This is a genomic window from Mitsuaria sp. CC2 (assembly GCF_048957715.1).
In the GTDB taxonomy this organism is placed as follows: domain Bacteria; phylum Pseudomonadota; class Gammaproteobacteria; order Burkholderiales; family Burkholderiaceae_C; genus Roseateles.
Genome location: NZ_JARVXN010000023.1, coordinates 131690 through 147483, shown reverse-complemented (window position 1 = coordinate 147483; position 15794 = coordinate 131690). Strand labels below are relative to the sequence as shown.

The 15794-nt window shown below is 65.0% G+C and carries 15 protein-coding genes; 11 read left to right on the top strand and 4 right to left on the bottom strand.

Annotated features, from left to right (window positions below):
• Position 1 precedes the first annotated feature (1 nt).
• Positions 2 to 139, top strand: coding sequence for a helix-turn-helix transcriptional regulator (locus PV762_RS16810; protein WP_421036149.1), 138 nt, complete (start codon positions 2 to 4; stop codon positions 137 to 139).
• A 271-nt stretch (positions 140 to 410) separates the two neighbouring features.
• Here PV762_RS16810 and PV762_RS16805 read toward each other — a convergent pair whose 3' ends face one another.
• On the bottom strand, positions 411 to 1028 hold the full coding sequence (locus PV762_RS16805) for a hypothetical protein (protein WP_421036147.1): 618 nt from the start codon (positions 1026 to 1028) through the stop codon (positions 411 to 413).
• Positions 1029 to 1088: 60 nt separating this feature from the next.
• Here PV762_RS16805 and PV762_RS16800 point away from each other — a divergent pair, with 60 nt between their 5' ends.
• From PV762_RS16800 to PV762_RS16755, 10 genes are all read left to right on the top strand, one after another.
• On the top strand, positions 1089 to 1406 hold the full coding sequence (locus PV762_RS16800; protein ID WP_421036146.1) for a BPSL0761 family protein: 318 nt from the start codon (positions 1089 to 1091) through the stop codon (positions 1404 to 1406).
• Positions 1407 to 1414: 8 nt separating this feature from the next.
• Positions 1415 to 1846 (top strand): DUF433 domain-containing protein, encoded by a 432-nt coding sequence (locus PV762_RS16795; protein ID WP_421036145.1) that lies wholly within the window; start codon positions 1415 to 1417, stop codon positions 1844 to 1846.
• A gap of 106 nt (positions 1847 to 1952) precedes the next feature.
• Positions 1953 to 2495, top strand: a complete 543-nt coding sequence (locus PV762_RS16790) for a hypothetical protein (protein ID WP_421036144.1) — start codon at positions 1953 to 1955, stop codon at positions 2493 to 2495.
• A gap of 55 nt (positions 2496 to 2550) precedes the next feature.
• Complete coding sequence (locus tag PV762_RS16785) at positions 2551 to 3102, top strand: HAD domain-containing protein (protein WP_421036143.1); 552 nt, start codon at positions 2551 to 2553, stop codon at positions 3100 to 3102.
• 271 nt (positions 3103 to 3373) lie between these two features.
• Positions 3374 to 4801, top strand: a complete 1428-nt coding sequence (locus PV762_RS16780; RefSeq protein WP_421036142.1) for a helix-turn-helix transcriptional regulator — start codon at positions 3374 to 3376, stop codon at positions 4799 to 4801.
• Positions 4802 to 5117: 316 nt separating this feature from the next.
• The gene (locus tag PV762_RS16775; RefSeq protein ID WP_421036141.1) at positions 5118 to 5318 is read left to right on the top strand and encodes a hypothetical protein; all 201 of its coding nucleotides are present in this window, start codon (positions 5118 to 5120) and stop codon (positions 5316 to 5318) included.
• Between the two features lie 54 nt (positions 5319 to 5372).
• Positions 5373 to 6959, top strand: coding sequence for an N-6 DNA methylase (locus PV762_RS16770; protein ID WP_421036140.1), 1587 nt, complete (start codon positions 5373 to 5375; stop codon positions 6957 to 6959).
• Entirely contained in the window at positions 6949 to 8262 is a 1314-nt protein-coding gene (locus tag PV762_RS16765) for a restriction endonuclease subunit S (RefSeq protein WP_421036139.1), read from the top strand. Before PV762_RS16770 ends, PV762_RS16765 begins: the two co-directional genes overlap by 11 nt.
• Entirely contained in the window at positions 8259 to 11444 is a 3186-nt protein-coding gene (locus tag PV762_RS16760) for a type I restriction endonuclease subunit R (RefSeq protein WP_421036138.1), read from the top strand. Before PV762_RS16765 ends, PV762_RS16760 begins: the two co-directional genes overlap by 4 nt.
• Before the next feature lie 25 nt (positions 11445 to 11469).
• Complete coding sequence (locus PV762_RS16755) at positions 11470 to 12213, top strand: hypothetical protein (RefSeq protein ID WP_421036137.1); 744 nt, start codon at positions 11470 to 11472, stop codon at positions 12211 to 12213.
• On the opposite strand, the gene PV762_RS16750 is transcribed toward PV762_RS16755, so the two are convergent.
• From PV762_RS16750 to PV762_RS16740, 3 genes are all read right to left on the bottom strand, one after another.
• Positions 12210 to 13331, bottom strand: a complete 1122-nt coding sequence (locus tag PV762_RS16750; protein WP_421036136.1) for a hypothetical protein — start codon at positions 13329 to 13331, stop codon at positions 12210 to 12212. The genes PV762_RS16755 and PV762_RS16750 overlap by 4 nt on opposite strands.
• A 2-nt stretch (positions 13332 to 13333) precedes the next feature.
• Positions 13334 to 13858 carry a hypothetical protein gene (locus PV762_RS16745; RefSeq protein ID WP_421036135.1) on the bottom strand — a complete coding sequence of 175 codons (525 nt, stop codon included), beginning with the start codon at positions 13856 to 13858 and terminating at the stop codon, positions 13334 to 13336.
• A 129-nt stretch (positions 13859 to 13987) separates the two neighbouring features.
• Complete coding sequence (locus PV762_RS16740) at positions 13988 to 15031, bottom strand: hypothetical protein (RefSeq protein ID WP_421036134.1); 1044 nt, start codon at positions 15029 to 15031, stop codon at positions 13988 to 13990.
• Positions 15032 to 15794 lie beyond the last annotated feature (763 nt).

The window sequence follows — 15794 nt, the reverse complement described above, 5'->3', positions numbered from 1 at the left end:
GCTGCGCATCAGCCGGCGCACCCTGTATCGAATGATTGCGCGGGGTGACCTGCCGGCGCCGAAGCGATTCGGGAACTTCCGGAAGCTGTACTTCAAGCGCACGGAGTTCGAGAAGGCTTGCAAGAAGGCGATGCGCTGACGTTGGCGCACAAGGTCACGCTGACCGCGTCGAAACCCCAGCCCGGCGGGTTCACGTGGTATTGGGTCGACCGCTTAGCGCTCGTGTGCTGAGGAAGTCCCCAGCGATTCGAGGTCACAACGCGCGTGGCGCCGAGCCGATACAAAGAACGGTCGGTCGGTCGTTTATCGACGGCTCCCAAGGTCTTCGCGCTTTGCAAGTCGCCAAAGAATGCGCTCCCTCGAAGGGAGCGCAAATCAGTCTGGTGAGTCCGCGTGCGGGCGGTGAAGGTTTATGCGTCTGCGCGCAGCGCCGCGAGTTCAGCCTGCGCCTGAAGGTCGCCGAGTGCGGCCAGCGTCATCGACCGCATCCATTCAAAAGGGCGCGTCGGCCTGATGGAGCCGCCAGCGAGTTCGCGGTACAGGAACGCCACGAATTGCTGGACAGTCGGGTCGGCCGTGCACAGCGCCTCGGGGACGAAACCGGCGAACGCCGGGTCCAGCCGCAGCGACTCGAGCTGACGCCGCAGGTTCTCTTGCATCGAGAGGCGGCTCGGATGCGCGAAATCCAGCGCGGTGATGAGGCCCACCATGACGAGGACGTAGGCGGTCGGCACGCCGAGGTAGACGCCAGCGGCCTCGAAGACGCTGCGGTTCGCGTTGGCGATGTCCGACTCTTTGCGACGCCATTGCGCAACGCGCTCGTAGCTGACGCCGAGGTGACGTGCCATCGTTGCCAGCGTGTCGCCGCGACGGGTGGCTTCTGCAATCAGCACCCGCAGCAGCGGCGGGTCGTCGGTGTTGGGGGGTAGGTAACCGCGACGCGGCGTTCGTACTTTGTCCTTGGGCATGCATTGTCCTGAAGCGACAGCAAAGACGCTGTCACCCGCGTATAGGTAGCCATCCGTCATGCCTGAAGTTGGCCGGCGGCGAGCTGCCGCAATGCGCCGTCAGTCCTTCAAACGCCAGCCATGAAGTGCCACCGGATTCGTCTACCTTGTTCCTTCATGCTGCGACGTGGACAGTGGATGTTTGACCTCCAGAGGCTCAACGTGACGATGCCGGAAGAACGCACCCGCGCCATTCTTCAGACCAAGGAATTCTTGGTCGAACTGCTGTCAGCGGAGCAAACGCCCGGAGTACCCGAGACGGTCCGCCGGGAAGCTCGTCGTCTCCTGCGGCACTTCCCTGGGCTCATGGAACTCCACTTGGCTCACCGGGCTCTGCCGGCGGTCTTCGGAGACGTTTCGCCATGCGCTCCCGCGAGTCCCTCGACTCCTGGCAGGTAGATTGAACAATGACCGTCGCCGACCTGATGGAACTGCTCAAGGACCTTGACCCGTTGATGCGCGTGGTCGTCGCCGATGCCGTCGGCATCTTCGGCGCACAGCCAGAAGACCTGCATGTCGTCGAATTCAGCAATAACAAGGCACTGCTGATTGCGCCGTGCGAGTTTGTGGAGAGCTGGGGCGCGAGCGACAAGGGTTCCGCCATGCCGGCGCAGGAGGCTGTCGAAGCGCAGAGCCACCCACCGCGTGTCGTCGTGGACCCTGAGGTGATGCGTGGTGCCGCCTGCCTGGCCGGCTCACGCCTGCCTGCGGCAACATTGGTGGCCATGGTGGATGGCGGCGAAAGCTGGGAGCGCCTCGTCGAGGGCTGGCCGTGGCTCACGCCACAGCACGTGGATGCAGCCCGGGCATGGGTCGCGGCCGAATGCGCGGACAAGTGAGCCGTCAGCTTCACCGACCGCGCAGGCATGAAGTGCCGGCGGCTTGGTGGCGCTTGCTCCTTCATGCCTGCGACGCAGACAGTGGCGATTTGGCCGCCCTCGAGTCATGTTGCAAGCTACAGACGAAAACCGGAACGCCACGGAAGGCGAAGACCTCTTCTCGGGCGCCTACGTCGTCCGCATCGCCGCGTTGTCGCCACAGCGCATCATCACCGCCACCGTGACCCCGCTGAACCTTGGGACGAACGAGGCGGACCTGGAGGCTGTGGTCAGCTGGGAAGGCATTGACACCGTCAGTACCTCAGTGCGCACGGCATTGGAGCCTGGCGCGGCGTACTTCGACCCATGGGTGCGCTTCCTTCACCTCCTGTCGGTGGTGCTCGGACCAAAGACGGTTCCGGAGGCAAAGGACTTCGGCGCCGGCAAGTGGTCAAGCATCGTGCTGTCAAGCCAGGAGCTCGACGGCGCCCTGCAGCACTCCGTCGTGGTGGCTGTGGACCGCGAACTAGCAACCGCTTCTCTTGTGCGCTCTGACCGGGCTCGCCAGGGTGCCGAGGCGGCGGTGCCGAGGGAACTCCTGCAACGTGACGCGGGAACCGTACTGACGGAGATGACCTCCCGGCTCATCCGGGGGCGACCATGGCAGTAGAAGCAGCCGACGCCGAGCCGCCGGGTATCCCAAGCGGCGCTTCTTGGAGCGGCTAATGCGCGTGCTGTACCTGGGACTCAGCGGAGTAACCCATCCCAGTGCCAACACATATCACCTGGTACGTGGCGCGGACCCGTGGAGCAATGGCCACAAGGAGTACGAGGCAGTGCCGTGGCTCGCGCATGCACTGGAGCCCTGGTCCGACTTGCAGATTGTTCTCACGTCCACCCAGCCGTGGAAACAGGGCCTGCCCGCCGTCCTGCAGCGCATGCCGGAGCTGGCCGGGCGCGTCGCCGGCCATACCTTCGAAGACTTGACCACCCAGCCCATCCGCTTGGTGCTGAGCCGCTCCGGCGCAAGCCGCCGGCTTCCGTTCAGCAGCGAGGACTACTGGCGCATGAACAAAAGCGACATCGTCGCCGCCCACGTCGACTGGCTCGAACCTGAGGCCTGGGTGGCCGTTGACGACGAGGACATTCTCTGGCGCGGCGAGTACGCGGCACACGTCTGCATCGTGGATGGGTGCGAAGGGCTGAGGCACCCGGCGGAGCGGGACAAACTGTTGTCCTGTTTGCGGTCGAACTTCGGACCGGGCGCGCAACGGTGAACCGCAAGAGCCGAGTTTCAACGTTGAAACTCCTGCGGCCTCTGGCTGACTGACAAGCCCGCGCCGAACACAGCGGCATCGTTCTCCTGCGACATCCGAGCCGGCGGATAAACCGGCGCTTCCTACACGGTCCATACGGGCGGCGCAGTGCTGCCCCGAAACAAGACGCCCCTGTCCCCAGCTTTGGTCGGCAGGAGAGACAGGGGCGGCGCGGATGGACCGTTGGGACGTGTAGTCACTGGCGTTTTATCCGCGTTCGCGGAGACCGCCCGTGGCTGCCCATGCGCAACTTGCGCTTCCCTTCGACGTACCCGAACCCTTCCTCTATCACGACGTCGGCCGGCCGGGCTTCGTGGCGTTCCTGCGCCGGTCTGCGCCCGCCACTGGTATGCGGCAGGTTTGTGTGCCTCTTTACGAGCTTCCCAAGACCGTAAAGCTTTGCGAAGGCGCGCTCGACTTGTGGATTTCTGTGGGCGAGTTCTTTAAACCCAACCGGCGGGTTGTCAATCTATGGCGCATGCCGGCGGTGTTCGCCGACCTGGACACCTACAAGATACCGGCGCTGCAGCGGCTTCCGACAGACGCTCAAGTGGAGTTGTTCCTGGAGGCATGCCACGACCGCGGCATCCCACCGCCGTCGGTGGTGGTCTTCTCGGGGCGTGGTCTGCAGGTCAAGTGGCTGCTTGCTCAGCCAGTGCCGCGCTCCACGTTGCCGCGTTGGCAGGCTGTGCAGCGAGAGCTCAATCGACGCTTGATGGATTTCGGAGCCGACGTCATGGCGCTGGACGCATCGCGTGTGCTGCGTGTGGTCGGCAGCTTCAGCTCCCGTTCGGCGGACGTCATCCGCGTCGTGCATACGGCCCGCGTGCCCACGATGGGCGGCCAGGTCATGCCGAGCGGTGTGGTCGGGTATGACTTCGACATGCTGGCGGACTCCCTGCTTCCTCTGCAGCGGCTTGAGCTGGTCGAGGACAGGCGAACGCGTGCCGAGCACCGCATGCAGGATGCCGCGGACAAGGCCGCGCGCGAAGCGCGGCGCCGGGCGCTGGTTGTCATCAACGGTCAAGGTGAAGGGGCAGGACACGTCTGCAGTGGGCTACGCACCTTCGTACCCAGCGTGCTGGCCTGGGACCGCCTGGAAGACCTCCGTACCCTTGCGCGACTTCGCGGTCATGAAGGCGGGCTGCCGCCTGGCGAGCGGGACCTATTCACATTCCTGGGTACTTGCTTCCTCGCGCAAGCGTTGTTGGTCCGGAACCTGGAGGCGGAAGCGCGGGCGTTGGCTGCAGAGTTCGCGCCGACGTGGACTGAGACCGAACTGCGCTCCTGCGTGAGCAGCGTCATCGCGCGAGCCAAAGCGGCACACGCCGGCGAGAAGGTCGAATTCAACGGTCGTGAGCTGGACCCTCGATACCGATGGCGCAACGACACGCTCGTCGAACAACTCAGCATCACCGGCGAGGAGGCGTCACAGCTGAAAACCATCCTGCCCACGGAAGAGGTTCGACGGCGGGATGCCGAAAGGCAACGCACCCGGCGCCGCGCAGAGGGCGCCCAGCCGCGTGAGGACTACCTGCAAGCAGTCGCCAAGCGGCGGGCAGAAGTTGCCCGGCTCAGGGCCGACGGACTCTCGGTACGCGCGATTGCCGCACAACTGGGCGTCTCACTCGGCACGGTCAGCAACGACCTGAAGGCATAGGCGCGGGCGGCTGTTCAAGGTCCGTCCGTATGTATGGGTGATGGCGAAGCCAAGTGTCGTCCTGCGCTCGCAGGCGGTTCTTAAATGAGGAACGCCCCAAAAAACAACGGCAAAGTCCGGCCCTCCTGCCGGGCTCTGTGCTTCGGCCGGGTCCACGTCCGGGAGAACGGCGACGGTGCGGGCATGGGCGGAGGTGGGGGTGCGGGGGAGGAGGTCGATGCGGTTTCCGGCTGCCCCGGGACAACCAGATGGCCAAAACGGCCGCAGCCGGTGGATACTGTGGCGAAACGCTAGCGTTTTTCACACAGGAGCTGCTTTGCCAATCACCAAAACCGAAGTCGTCAGCGTTCGCGTCCCGCCCGACGTGAAGGCCGCCTTGGTCGAGGCAGCAGACCAGGAGCGCCGCAGTCTCGCCACCATGGTCGAGGTCATGGTGCTGGACTACTGCAAGGCGCACGGCATCACGCCGGCGCCGCCTCGGGCCAGCAAGCCGGCCAAGTCGCGCAAGCCGGTCTAGCGTGCGGGCGGGGGGAAATGCCGCGATGAAGCTCAAACAGAACGCAACGACCGAATGAACCAGGACCTCAAGAGAACCCTATGGGCCGCCGCCGACAAGCTGCGGTCCAGCATGGACGCTGCCGAATACAAGCACATCGTCCTCGGACTCATTTTTCTCAAGTACATCTCCGACGCCTTCGACGAGCGCCGCACGCAGCTGCTGGCCGCGTTCAAGGACGAAGCCGGCGACCTCTACCTGCCCGACGAGGTGGACCACGCCGAGGCGCTGGAAGAGCGCGACTACTACACAATGGCCAACGTCTTCTGGGTGCCGGCCTCGGCACGCTGGGAGGCCATCCGCGCCCAGGCCAAGCAGGCCGACATCGGCGTTCGCATCGACGCCGCGCTGGAAGCCATAGAGGCCGACAACCCGCGCCTGAAAGGCATCCTCGACAAGCGCTTCGGCCGCACCCAGCTCGAACCCGGCCGCCTGGGCGAGCTGGTGGACCTGGTGTCCACCATCGGCTTCGGCGAAGGCCACCACGCCAAAGACCTGCTCGGCGAGGTCTACGAATACTTCCTCGGCCAGTTCGCCAGCGCCGAGGGCAAGAAGGGCGGCCAGTTCTACACGCCGGCCTCGGTGGTGAAGGTGCTGGTCGAAGTGCTGGCGCCGCACCAGGGCCGTGTCTACGACCCCGCCTGCGGCTCGGGCGGCATGTTTGTGCAGAGCGAGAAGTTCATCGAGGCGCACGGCGGCAAGGCCGACGACATCAGCATCTATGGCCAGGAGGCCAACCCGACGACGTGGCGACTGGTAGCGATGAACCTCGCTATCCGCGGCTTCGCGGCCGACCTGGGCAAGGAGCCGGCCGACACATTCCACCGCGACCAGCACCCCGACCTGCGCGCCGACTTCTGCCTCGCCAACCCGCCCTTCAACATCAGCGACTGGGGCGGCGAGCGGCTGCTGGAAGACCGGCGCTGGGCCTACGGCACGCCGCCGGCCGGCAATGCCAACTACGCCTGGCTGCAGCACATCCTGCACCACCTCAGCCCGCGCGGCCAGGCCGGCGTGGTGCTGGCCAACGGCAGCATGAGCAGCAACCAGAACAACGAGGGCGCCATCCGCCGCGCGATGGTCGAGGCCGACGTCGTGGACGTGATGGTGGCGCTGCCGCCGCAGCTCTTCTTCAACACGCAGATACCGGCCTGCCTATGGTTCCTGGCGCGGGACAAGAGCGGCGCAGCGGTGCCGGGTGGCAGACGAGGGCGCGACCGGCGCGGGGAAGTGCTGTTCATCGACGCCCGCAAGCTCGGCCGCATGGCCACGCGCGTGAACCGCGTGTTCGACGACGCCGACGTGGCGCGCATCGCCGCCACCGTGCACCGCTGGCGGGCCGATGGCGAGGACGGCGCCGACGAGCCCTATGGCGATGTGCCCGGCTTCTGCCGCGCCGTGAAGCTCTCCGAGATTGCCGAGCACGGCCATGTGCTGACGCCGGGGCGCTATGTCGGCGCCGAGGAGGCGGACGACGACGACGAGGCTTTCAACGAGAAGATGGAACGGCTGACTGCGCAGCTCGCCGAGCAGATGGCGAAGGGGGCGGAGCTGGATGGAGTGATTCGGGAGAGGTTGGGTGGGCTCGGCTATGCAGTCTGAATGGCCACTCGCTCCGATTGGCGAGGTCGCGCAAGTGTTTGACGGGCCTCACGCCACCCCAAAGAAAACTAGCGCGGGTCCCGTATTCCTGGGCATAAGCAGCTTGAACAACGGTCGCCTTGACTTGTCAGTCGTTGAGCATCTGTCTGAAGACGACTTCACCAAATGGACCCGCCGGGTTGTCCCACAGGCAGGCGATGTCGTTTTTTCCTATGAAACTCGCCTCGGTCAGGTCGCCATCATTCCGCCGGGGCTCAGATGCTGCCTTGGCCGGCGCATGGCCTTAGTCCGGCCCGACCGGAGTCGCCTCCTGCCCAGATACTTTCTGTACTACTTTCTTTCGGACGAATTCCAGGCGCTGTTGAAGGCCCGGACCATTCACGGCAGCACCGTTGAACGCTTGCCACTTACGGATTTTCCTTCGTACCCGGTGCGGCTGCCGTCGATTGAGACTCAGCGCCAGATATGTGATGTCCTCGCAGCTATCGACGACCGCATCGACCTCCTGCGCCAAACCAACGCCACGCTCGAATCCATCGCCCAAGCCCTGTTCAAGAGCTGGTTCATCGACTTCGACCCGGTGCGCGCCAAGGCCGAGGGCCGCGAGCCCGAAGGCATGGACGCCGCCACGGCGGCGCTGTTCCCCGCCGAGTTCGAGGAATCGGCGCTGGGATTGATTCCGAGGGGGTGGAGAGCAGCCGCGCTTGCTGATGCTGTTGAACTCAACCCGTCGCGCTCGCTGCCCAAAGGCGTTGAGGCGCGCTACCTGGAAATGGCGAACGCGCCGACTAGCGGGCATCGCCCACTGGAGCGCGTAGAACGCCGCGCCTTCGGGTCCGGCTGCAAGTTCCGAAACGGCGATGCTTTGCTCGCCAAAATCACCCCGTGCTTGGAGAACGGCAAGTCGGCATATGTCGATTTCCTCGACGATTTGGAAACTGGTTGGGGCTCGACCGAGTTCATCGTTCTGCGGGCGAAGCCGGTGTTGCCGCAGTACGGCGCATACCTGTTGGCTCGCCATGAGCCTTTCCGGCAGTTCGCGATTCAGGCGATGACTGGAACCAGTGGTCGGCAACGTGTTGAACTCTCGCGGCTGACCCAGTTTCCACTCGCATTGCCACCGGACTCGACCATTGCCGGTGCGGCAGAGGCGACGCTACTCGCGTTGCAGTCGCGCATCGCCGCAAATGACGAGCAAGCCAAAGGCTTGGCGGAGCTGCGCGATACGCTGCTTCCACGCCTCATCTCCGGAAGACTCCGCCTTCCCGAAGCCCAGGCCCAAGTCGAAGAGGCCATCGCATGAGGGGCATCAGCGAGGATGCTGTCGAACAGGCCATGCTCGAATGGCTGGCCGGCCTGGGCTGGGCCACGGCCCATGGCCCCGACATCTCCCCGCCAGATGCGCGCACGCCCGGGCTCGAGCGCGCCAGCTACCGCGAGGCGGTGCTGGCCGGCCGGCTGCGCGAGTCCATCGCGCGGCTGAACCCGCACGTCCCGGCCGGCGCCCGCGACGACGCAATGCGCCGCGTGCTCAGCCCCAACGTGCCGGGCCTCGTCAACGCCAACCGGCAACTGCACCGCTGGATGGTGGACGGCGTGCCGGTGGAGTTCCAGAAGGACGGCGAAACGCGCGGCGACCGCGTGCGGCTGCTGGACTTCGCCGACGTGGCGGCCAACGACTGGCTGGCCGTCAACCAGTTCAGCATTCAAGGGCCGAAGCAGACGCGTCGGCCCGACGTGTTGCTGTTCGTCAACGGCCTGCCGCTGGTGCTGTTCGAGTTGAAGAACCCGGGCGACGAGGACGCCGACATCTGGGCGGCGTGGAACCAGCTGCAGGCCTACCAGCAGGACATCCCCGACTTGTTTCACGCCAATGTGCTGCAGGTCGTCAGCGACGGCATCCAGGCGCGCATGGGCTCGCTGACCAGCGACCGCGAGCGCTTCATGGCCTGGCGCACCATCGACGGCGTGGCCACCGACCCGCTGGGCGCGATGCGCGAGCTGGAGACGCTGGTGTTGGGCCTGTGCCAGCGCGAGCTGCTGCTGGAGTACCTGCGCCACTTCGTGCTGTTCGAGGACGATGGCCGGCTGGTCAAGAAGGTGGCCGGCTATCACCAGTTCCACGCGGTGCGCGCAGTGGTGCAAAGCGTGCTGAAGGCCTCAGCGCCGGGTGGCACGCGCAAGGGCGGCGTCGTCTGGCACACCCAGGGCGCCGGCAAGAGCATCGAGATGACCTGCCTGGCCGGGGCGCTGATGGCGCATCCGGCCATGGGCAACCCGACGCTGGTGGTGGTGACCGACCGCAACGACCTGGACAACCAGCTCTTCGGCGTGTTCGCCGCCGCCAGCGAGATGCTGCGCGAGACGCCGGCCCAGGCCGACACGCGGCCCGAGCTGCGCCGGCTGCTCGCCAACCGGCCCTCGGGCGGCATCATCTTCACGACCATCCAGAAGTTCACGCCGGGCGAGGACGAGGACACGTTCCCGGTGCTCTCCGACCGGCGCAACATCGTCGTCATCTGCGACGAGGCGCACCGCACGCAGTACGGCTTCGAGGCGCGGCTGGTCAATGGCAAGAGCCGGCCGGCCGAACAAGCGGCCAACGACGGCCAGGCACGGCAGGTTGCCGAGCCGCGTGCCGACTACCAAACCACGAGTGCTGTGCGTTATGGCTACGCGCAGCACCTGCGCGATGCGCTGCCGGGCGCTACCTTCGTCGCGTTCACCGGCACGCCGGTTTCCTTGAGCGACCGCGACACGCGCGCCGTCTTCGGTGACTACGTCCACATCTACGACATCGAGCAAGCGGTGCGCGACGGCGCCACCGTGCCCATCTACTACGAGAGCCGGCTGGCCCGGCTGGAGCTGAAGGAGGCCGATGTCGGGCAGCTCGACAGCGAGGTGGACGAGCTGACCGAGGACGAGGAAGGCGACGCCGCCAAGGTGGCCAAGCTGCGCCGCTGGGCCGCGCTGGAGCAACTGGTCGGCGCGCCGCCGCGCATCCAGAAGGTGGCGGCCGACATCGTGGCCCACTTCGAGAACCGGCTGACCGCGATGGACGGCAAGGCGATGGTGGTGGCGATGAGCCGCGACATCTGCGTGCACCTGTACAACGCCATCGTCGGGCTGCGGCCCGACTGGCACAGCGACGACCCGATGCAGGGCGCCATCAAGGTGGTGATGACGGGTTCGGCCTCGGACAAGGCACTGCTGAAGCCGCACATCTACCCGAAGGACGTGCGCAAGCGCCTGGAGACGCGCTTCAAGAACCCGGCCGACCCGTTCAAGCTGGTCATCGTGCGCGACATGTGGCTCACTGGCTTCGATGCACCCTGCCTGCACACGATGTACGTGGACAAGCCTATGCGCGGCCACAATTTGATGCAGGCCATCGCGCGGGTTAACCGCGTCTTCAAAGACAAGCCCGGCGGTCTGGTGGTCGACTACATCGGCATCGCCAACGAGCTGAAGGCGGCGCTGGCCGACTACACGCAGGCCCACGGGCGCGGCAAGCCGACCATCGACGCGCACGAGGCGCTGGCCGTGCTGCAGGAGCAGATGGACGTGCTGCACGACATGCTGCACGGCGTCGAGTACGCCGACTTCCGCAGCAAGGCTTGGCAGCTCCTGCCGGCCGTGGCCAACCACGTGCTCGGGCTGGACGATGGCAAGAAGCGCTTCGCCGACACGGTGCTGGCAGCCAGCAAGGCCTTCGCGCTGTGCTGCACGCTGGACGAGGCGCTGGCCTTCCGCGACGAGCTGGCCTTTCTGCAAGCGGTGAAGGCAGCGCTGACCAAGCACGCCGGTACCGACAAGAAGCTGACCGACGAGCAGAAGGAACACGCGCTGCGGCAAATCATCAGCCGCGCGGTGGTCAGCGACGAGGTCATCGACATCTTTTCGGCCGCCGGCCTCAAGCGGCCGGACATCGGCGTGCTTTCCGACGAGTTCCTGGAAGACGTGCGCCACATGAAAGAGCGCAACCTGGCCGTCGAGCTGCTGGAGCGCCTGCTGAAGGGCGAAATCAAATCGCGCTTCAAGACCAACGTCGTGCAGAGCGCCAAGTTCTCCGAGCTGCTGCAGCAGAGCCTGACGCGCTACCGCAACCGGGCCGTCGAGACGGCGCAGGTCATCGAAGAACTCATCGAGATGGCCAAGAAGTTCCAGGCCGCCGCGCAGCGCGGCGAAAGCCTGGGGCTGAACAGCGACGAGATGGCGTTCTATGACGCGCTTGCCATGAACGAGGCGGCCGTGCGCGACCTGGGCGACCAGACGCTGAAGAAGATTGCCGTTGAGCTGACGTTGAGCCTGCGCAGGTCAGTCACCGTGGACTGGGCCAAGCGCGAGACAGTGCGGGCCAGGCTGCGTGTGATGGTGAAGACGCTGCTGCGCCGCTACAAGTACCCGCCGGACCGGCAGGAGGAGGCGACGGAGACGGTGTTGAGGCAGGCGGAGTCCTTGTCGGCGGACTGGGCGGTGTCGTGATGTCGGCGCAACCAAAAGTCTCGTCATGACACCTGTTCAACATGCATGGGAGAGCCTCTCCAACACGATGCGCGTCTATGTCGAGACGCGCTTGGGCTTTGAGCGCCTGCGTCGCATTGACCAAGAGGAAGCAATCAACAACGTCGACCGGGCTCTCGAAGCGAAGCTTGAGAAGTTCCATGCCTTGTACGATGTGACAAAGAACCTCTCCGGCTTCGACTACTTCGCGCATGGCGACACGTCGCTCGTCGTCGCTCTGCGCAACGCCATTCATCACCGTGACCACGACTTGTTCATCAGCTGGAATGCGCTGCTCGGCTTGAACGACGGGATGACCCGCCTTGCTGGCGCAGCGTTCCTGCTTGGAAGCACCACCCCTGAGTCAGACGCGCTCACGACGCGGTTCTACTTTCGTTTGCAAGACTTCTACGACCGCCTCAGCATGCCAAAGGCGCAGACAAAAATTCAGAACCCGGCGAAGCTCAAGTCGATGTGGGACGCGGAGCTGATGTTCGCGGACATCCATGCCAAGGGGAAGGCGGAGCGCTATCCCGTAAAGCAGGTCTACGTGGATGTGATGCCGGCATTCATGACCGCCGTTAGCCGCGTCAGCAAATGGTTGGCTGCGACCGACTTCCGACCTACTGGCTACGACGGAAAAACGTACTTCGAGCACTTTCGCGCGCTCGAACTAGCGAAAGAGCTCGACTTCAAAGAGCTTCGCGTCCCCGCCTGGTCGGCGTTGCCGAAGGAGACGCCCGCGGCCTAGGTTGCCAAGCTGATGTCGACGAACTTCAGTTCGCCGCGCTTTGTCTTCACAGCCTTGACCAGGACAGCCTTGTTCACCATCGGTCCGATTACGTCGTCGACCGCCTGGGATAGGCCCTTCACCGTCACCTGGCCGTTGTCGACGTCAACCTTTAGCCAGTCGCTGTCCAAGTCCAGCGCGCGCAGTACTCCTGTGAACTCCTGCATCTGCTCGCCGACGGACTCATCGGCCTTCGGCGACTCCGCTTTGATGGCGAGGTCCAGCTTCGGTCTAGTCGACTCGTCGAGGACCACCTCAACGCCCTCGCGCTCCTTCGAAGAAATGGCGACCGACTCGGTGCTGTTTACTGGTGGGGTCAGATTGCGGATGAGCTTGCGGAATGTCCCGCGGTAGCCGTCATCGGCCACCAGTTCCTTGCTCGCCTCACCCGTCGCGTCGGCGGCCACCGTGGTGACGACGTCCAAGAATTTTCTGGCAATGTCAGCAGCTTCCAGTTTCTCCGTGTCGAACATGTCGAGCTGACCGTTGACCTTCACGGCCACGGAAAAACGGAAGCTACCCGCCGGCTCTTGAACGAGCCAAGGTTCGAAGGAGCCGGTGATGTCTTTGGTTGGGGGGCCGTGCCGGCGAAGCGGCTTGCCGTTGCTCCACTCGACGACGCGGAAGAAGATTGCCTGCAGTGTCTTCACTTTGTCGACGATAAGGTCGAGCGGTGCCGCCCCTCGCAGTACGTCACCACCTTTTACTGCCACAGTGACCGACCCGGGAAGGAACTCGCCGGTCAGACGCTGACGGTCCCGCTCGGTGTAGAGGGTCTGGACCAAGTCGTCGAGTTGTTCTCGCGCCGGCGACGCCAAGTCAGGGATGGCCAAGCACCGATAGGCAAGCATCGACGCTCGCTGCAGGTCCTTGCCCTTGTACCAAAGCGAGACTGCGCTTACGGCGGCAATGCCAAACGTCCGTGGCTTGGACATGTCAAGCTGAGCAAGGGCATCTTCTTCGGCAACGGCAGCCTGCCGGAAGAGCTCCTCGGCGTCCCTACTGTTGCCTTCACGCAGCGCGGCATGCGCCCGTGCAGCAAGAGCTTCACTGGACTTATGGAGCGTGAGCCAATCCATGACTAAGCGCGCTCCACCAGAATGAGCTTCGTCTTGAATCCAACTACTGCCGCGATGGCAGGCTCTGCTCCGGTGCCCTTGCGGGTTTGCTCCTGCTTCTCCTTCAGTCGCTGGCGGACCTCGGCCGGAGTGCCGTCGGTGCCTGAGACCTCCAGTCGAAACGCGCTTTCCAAGTCTTCCGGATTCGTGCCCACCGGAGCAACGTAGTAGTCCGCACCGGTCTTTGTCTCGGCGCGAGCTATGCTGACCAGTCCCTCGAGGTCTTCCACTGCAGCGAAGGCCATCACGTATGCGCCATCGCGCTTGGCGTCGTCAGCATTGTTGTACGAACGTCGAAGCTTGTCGTCGACGGGTGTCCACTTGACCTGATAGACAGCGGTCTCGCCCTTGGATGCCACTTCGAAGGCCACTGGGGGACTGTGATGCGCCTCTAGTCGAACCTTGGCTGCGTTGGCGTAGCCCTGCAACTGGTGCGGGTCGATGTGGTGCCGTTCCGCGAGGTCCTCGAAGCGCAAATCTTTAGGCATGGGCGCAGGGTCTTCCGCTTGACTGATGCAGTGCCTCCCTGGCCCTGCTCGTTGTTGCAGCACTGTAGCGGAGGCGCGGCCGTGACTGCGTTGTCGTACCTGCTACCTGGCAAGGGGCGCATCCGCTGCTTAGGGGACCATGAACTGCTCGTTGTATCCGTCGTCAAGGCCGAAGCCATTGTCGACGCCCCGCCATGGGAGTACATCGTTGTCATGCCAGATGGAGGCCGGGTCCTTGCCTCCGTCGGGTAGCAGATGGAAGTGAACTTCGAGCATGCCAGCGCCCTTCGATTCGAACGGCATCGCGAAAGTCGCCCAACTTGCGGTTTGCGCCGGCCCTGACGCGCCGTCCTCCTCGAAGTGAAGGCCACCGCGGCACTTAAGACTGTGGCCCTGGGCGTACAGGCCAAGGTGCTTTGCCAGGATGCTGAGCAACGTGCTCGAGGCGCAATGGACGACGAGCATCAGCCGACGTTCTGAGCCGTTGTGGGTCAGCACGCAGTGCTGTCGCAGCGCGTGCAAGAGCTGGCGCCACTTGCCGATACCCGACATGTCTCGCTCGTCTGCCTTCAGAGGCCGGGTTTCGAGGTTGCGCATGGACCGGCGCGACAGTTCGATTTCGTGCCAGACAGCGGTTGGCCGGTTGCCGATGTCAGCGAAGGTGAGCGCATCGGGGATGTGTTCGAATCGCTGGAGCAGGTCGGTGCGGAACGACCGCCCGTAGTAGTCCGTCTCGGCGTAGCTCTCCAGGCCGCGCCGGATGGCGGCAATTGAGCAGATGTTGGTCCACTCGCGGTGATGAGCCCGGGTGAGCTTCTTCAGCAGGTGGATGGTGGATGCCGCATCGTCGGCACCGCCTTCGTCGCGGAGGAACCTGGCGCCAGCCGCGGTGAGGGCGTAGTACCGGAAGCGACTGTCCCGGTCATCGGCGCTGACGACGAAGCCACGTCCGACGGCATTCGCGACCACCCGCTGCGCAGCCGCCAGCGCGGCGGGCTGGCTGCGGTTCGGGAACAGGCCGAACGCCAAGCCATGCACCCGAAGGGTTCCGTAGCGCATCAGCAGCTCGAGCGCTTCCAGCAGATAGTGGCGTCGCGCATGCAACGCGTCGACGATGAGATAGCGTTCCTTGTTCGGCACGTGCTGCGTGCCAGGCGGTGGGGCGGTGTGCATCCGGTACTCCAGGAGGTTGTCCTGCGTATAAACACCGCCCCACGAGACCCCCCACAAGTCGCCGGACTTGCGTGCCTTTCCGGTTCCTCGACAGAACCAGCACCGCCAAAACACGGCGCTGTCGCTTGGTTTTGGCTCGCGCGCTAGGGCGCGCGTGCCTGACCTCGGGCGGTCCTCCGGCGTCGTTGACGCCTGCGGGAACCCCCACAAATCCCCCTTCATTCCAGCTCGCTGCCGCTCGCAGAAATGAGAGGGGCTGCGCTCCATCTCCGGCCTTGGGGCCGTCGAAGTCGCTTCGGTCTCGCCTTCAGTCCCGCCCCCATCTTTTTGCTCCGCCCGCTGCGCGGCCTTCTCAAAAAGCGGGGACCCCTTCGCGGGCCATCAGGGCTCGACGTTTTGCGGGGGTTCCCGCAGCCGTCCCCTCGCCAGGAAAAGCACGGACCGCCGGGCGTTGCCCCCACTCGGCATTCGGCCTGCGGTCTAGGCGAGGCTTCGCCTCGTCCGAGCCCGAGGCACTCATGTCCTTCGCGGCTCCCCCGCGTGTCGAGTGGGCCTGGGGGCCCACCGTGACCGCTGGGTCGAGGCAAGCTCGACGCGGCGCGGCCACTCTCGACATCGGCCCGCCCGGAGGCGGTCCGACCCCCGTTGGGGGCGCCGTCCATCCCCTCCTGTACGTCGGGGGCTCAGGGCCTTCCGGAAAGGTCTGAAGACAGGAGAGCGCAAATCGCCGGACCGCCTGACGTTCGGCCGCACGTCCGGTGCC

Bases quoted from the DNA above. Each gene is read 5' to 3' on its own strand.
- PV762_RS16805 (WP_421036147.1), bottom strand. From the start codon at position 1,028: ATGACGGATGGCTACCTATACGCGGGTGACAGCGTCTTTGCTGTCGCT.
- PV762_RS16800 (WP_421036146.1), top strand. From the start codon at position 1,089: ATGAAGTGCCACCGGATTCGTCTACCTTGTTCCTTCATGCTGCGACGT.
- PV762_RS16795 (WP_421036145.1), top strand. From the start codon at position 1,415: ATGACCGTCGCCGACCTGATGGAACTGCTCAAGGACCTTGACCCGTTG.
- PV762_RS16790 (WP_421036144.1), top strand. From the start codon at position 1,953: ATGTTGCAAGCTACAGACGAAAACCGGAACGCCACGGAAGGCGAAGAC.
- PV762_RS16785 (WP_421036143.1), top strand. From the start codon at position 2,551: ATGCGCGTGCTGTACCTGGGACTCAGCGGAGTAACCCATCCCAGTGCC.
- PV762_RS16770 (WP_421036140.1), top strand. From the start codon at position 5,373: ATGAACCAGGACCTCAAGAGAACCCTATGGGCCGCCGCCGACAAGCTG.
- PV762_RS16765 (WP_421036139.1), top strand. From the start codon at position 6,949: ATGCAGTCTGAATGGCCACTCGCTCCGATTGGCGAGGTCGCGCAAGTG.
- PV762_RS16760 (WP_421036138.1), top strand. From the start codon at position 8,259: ATGAGGGGCATCAGCGAGGATGCTGTCGAACAGGCCATGCTCGAATGG.
- PV762_RS16755 (WP_421036137.1), top strand. From the start codon at position 11,470: ATGACACCTGTTCAACATGCATGGGAGAGCCTCTCCAACACGATGCGC.
- PV762_RS16750 (WP_421036136.1), bottom strand. From the start codon at position 13,331: ATGGATTGGCTCACGCTCCATAAGTCCAGTGAAGCTCTTGCTGCACGG.
- PV762_RS16745 (WP_421036135.1), bottom strand. From the start codon at position 13,858: ATGCCTAAAGATTTGCGCTTCGAGGACCTCGCGGAACGGCACCACATC.
- PV762_RS16740 (WP_421036134.1), bottom strand. From the start codon at position 15,031: ATGCACACCGCCCCACCGCCTGGCACGCAGCACGTGCCGAACAAGGAA.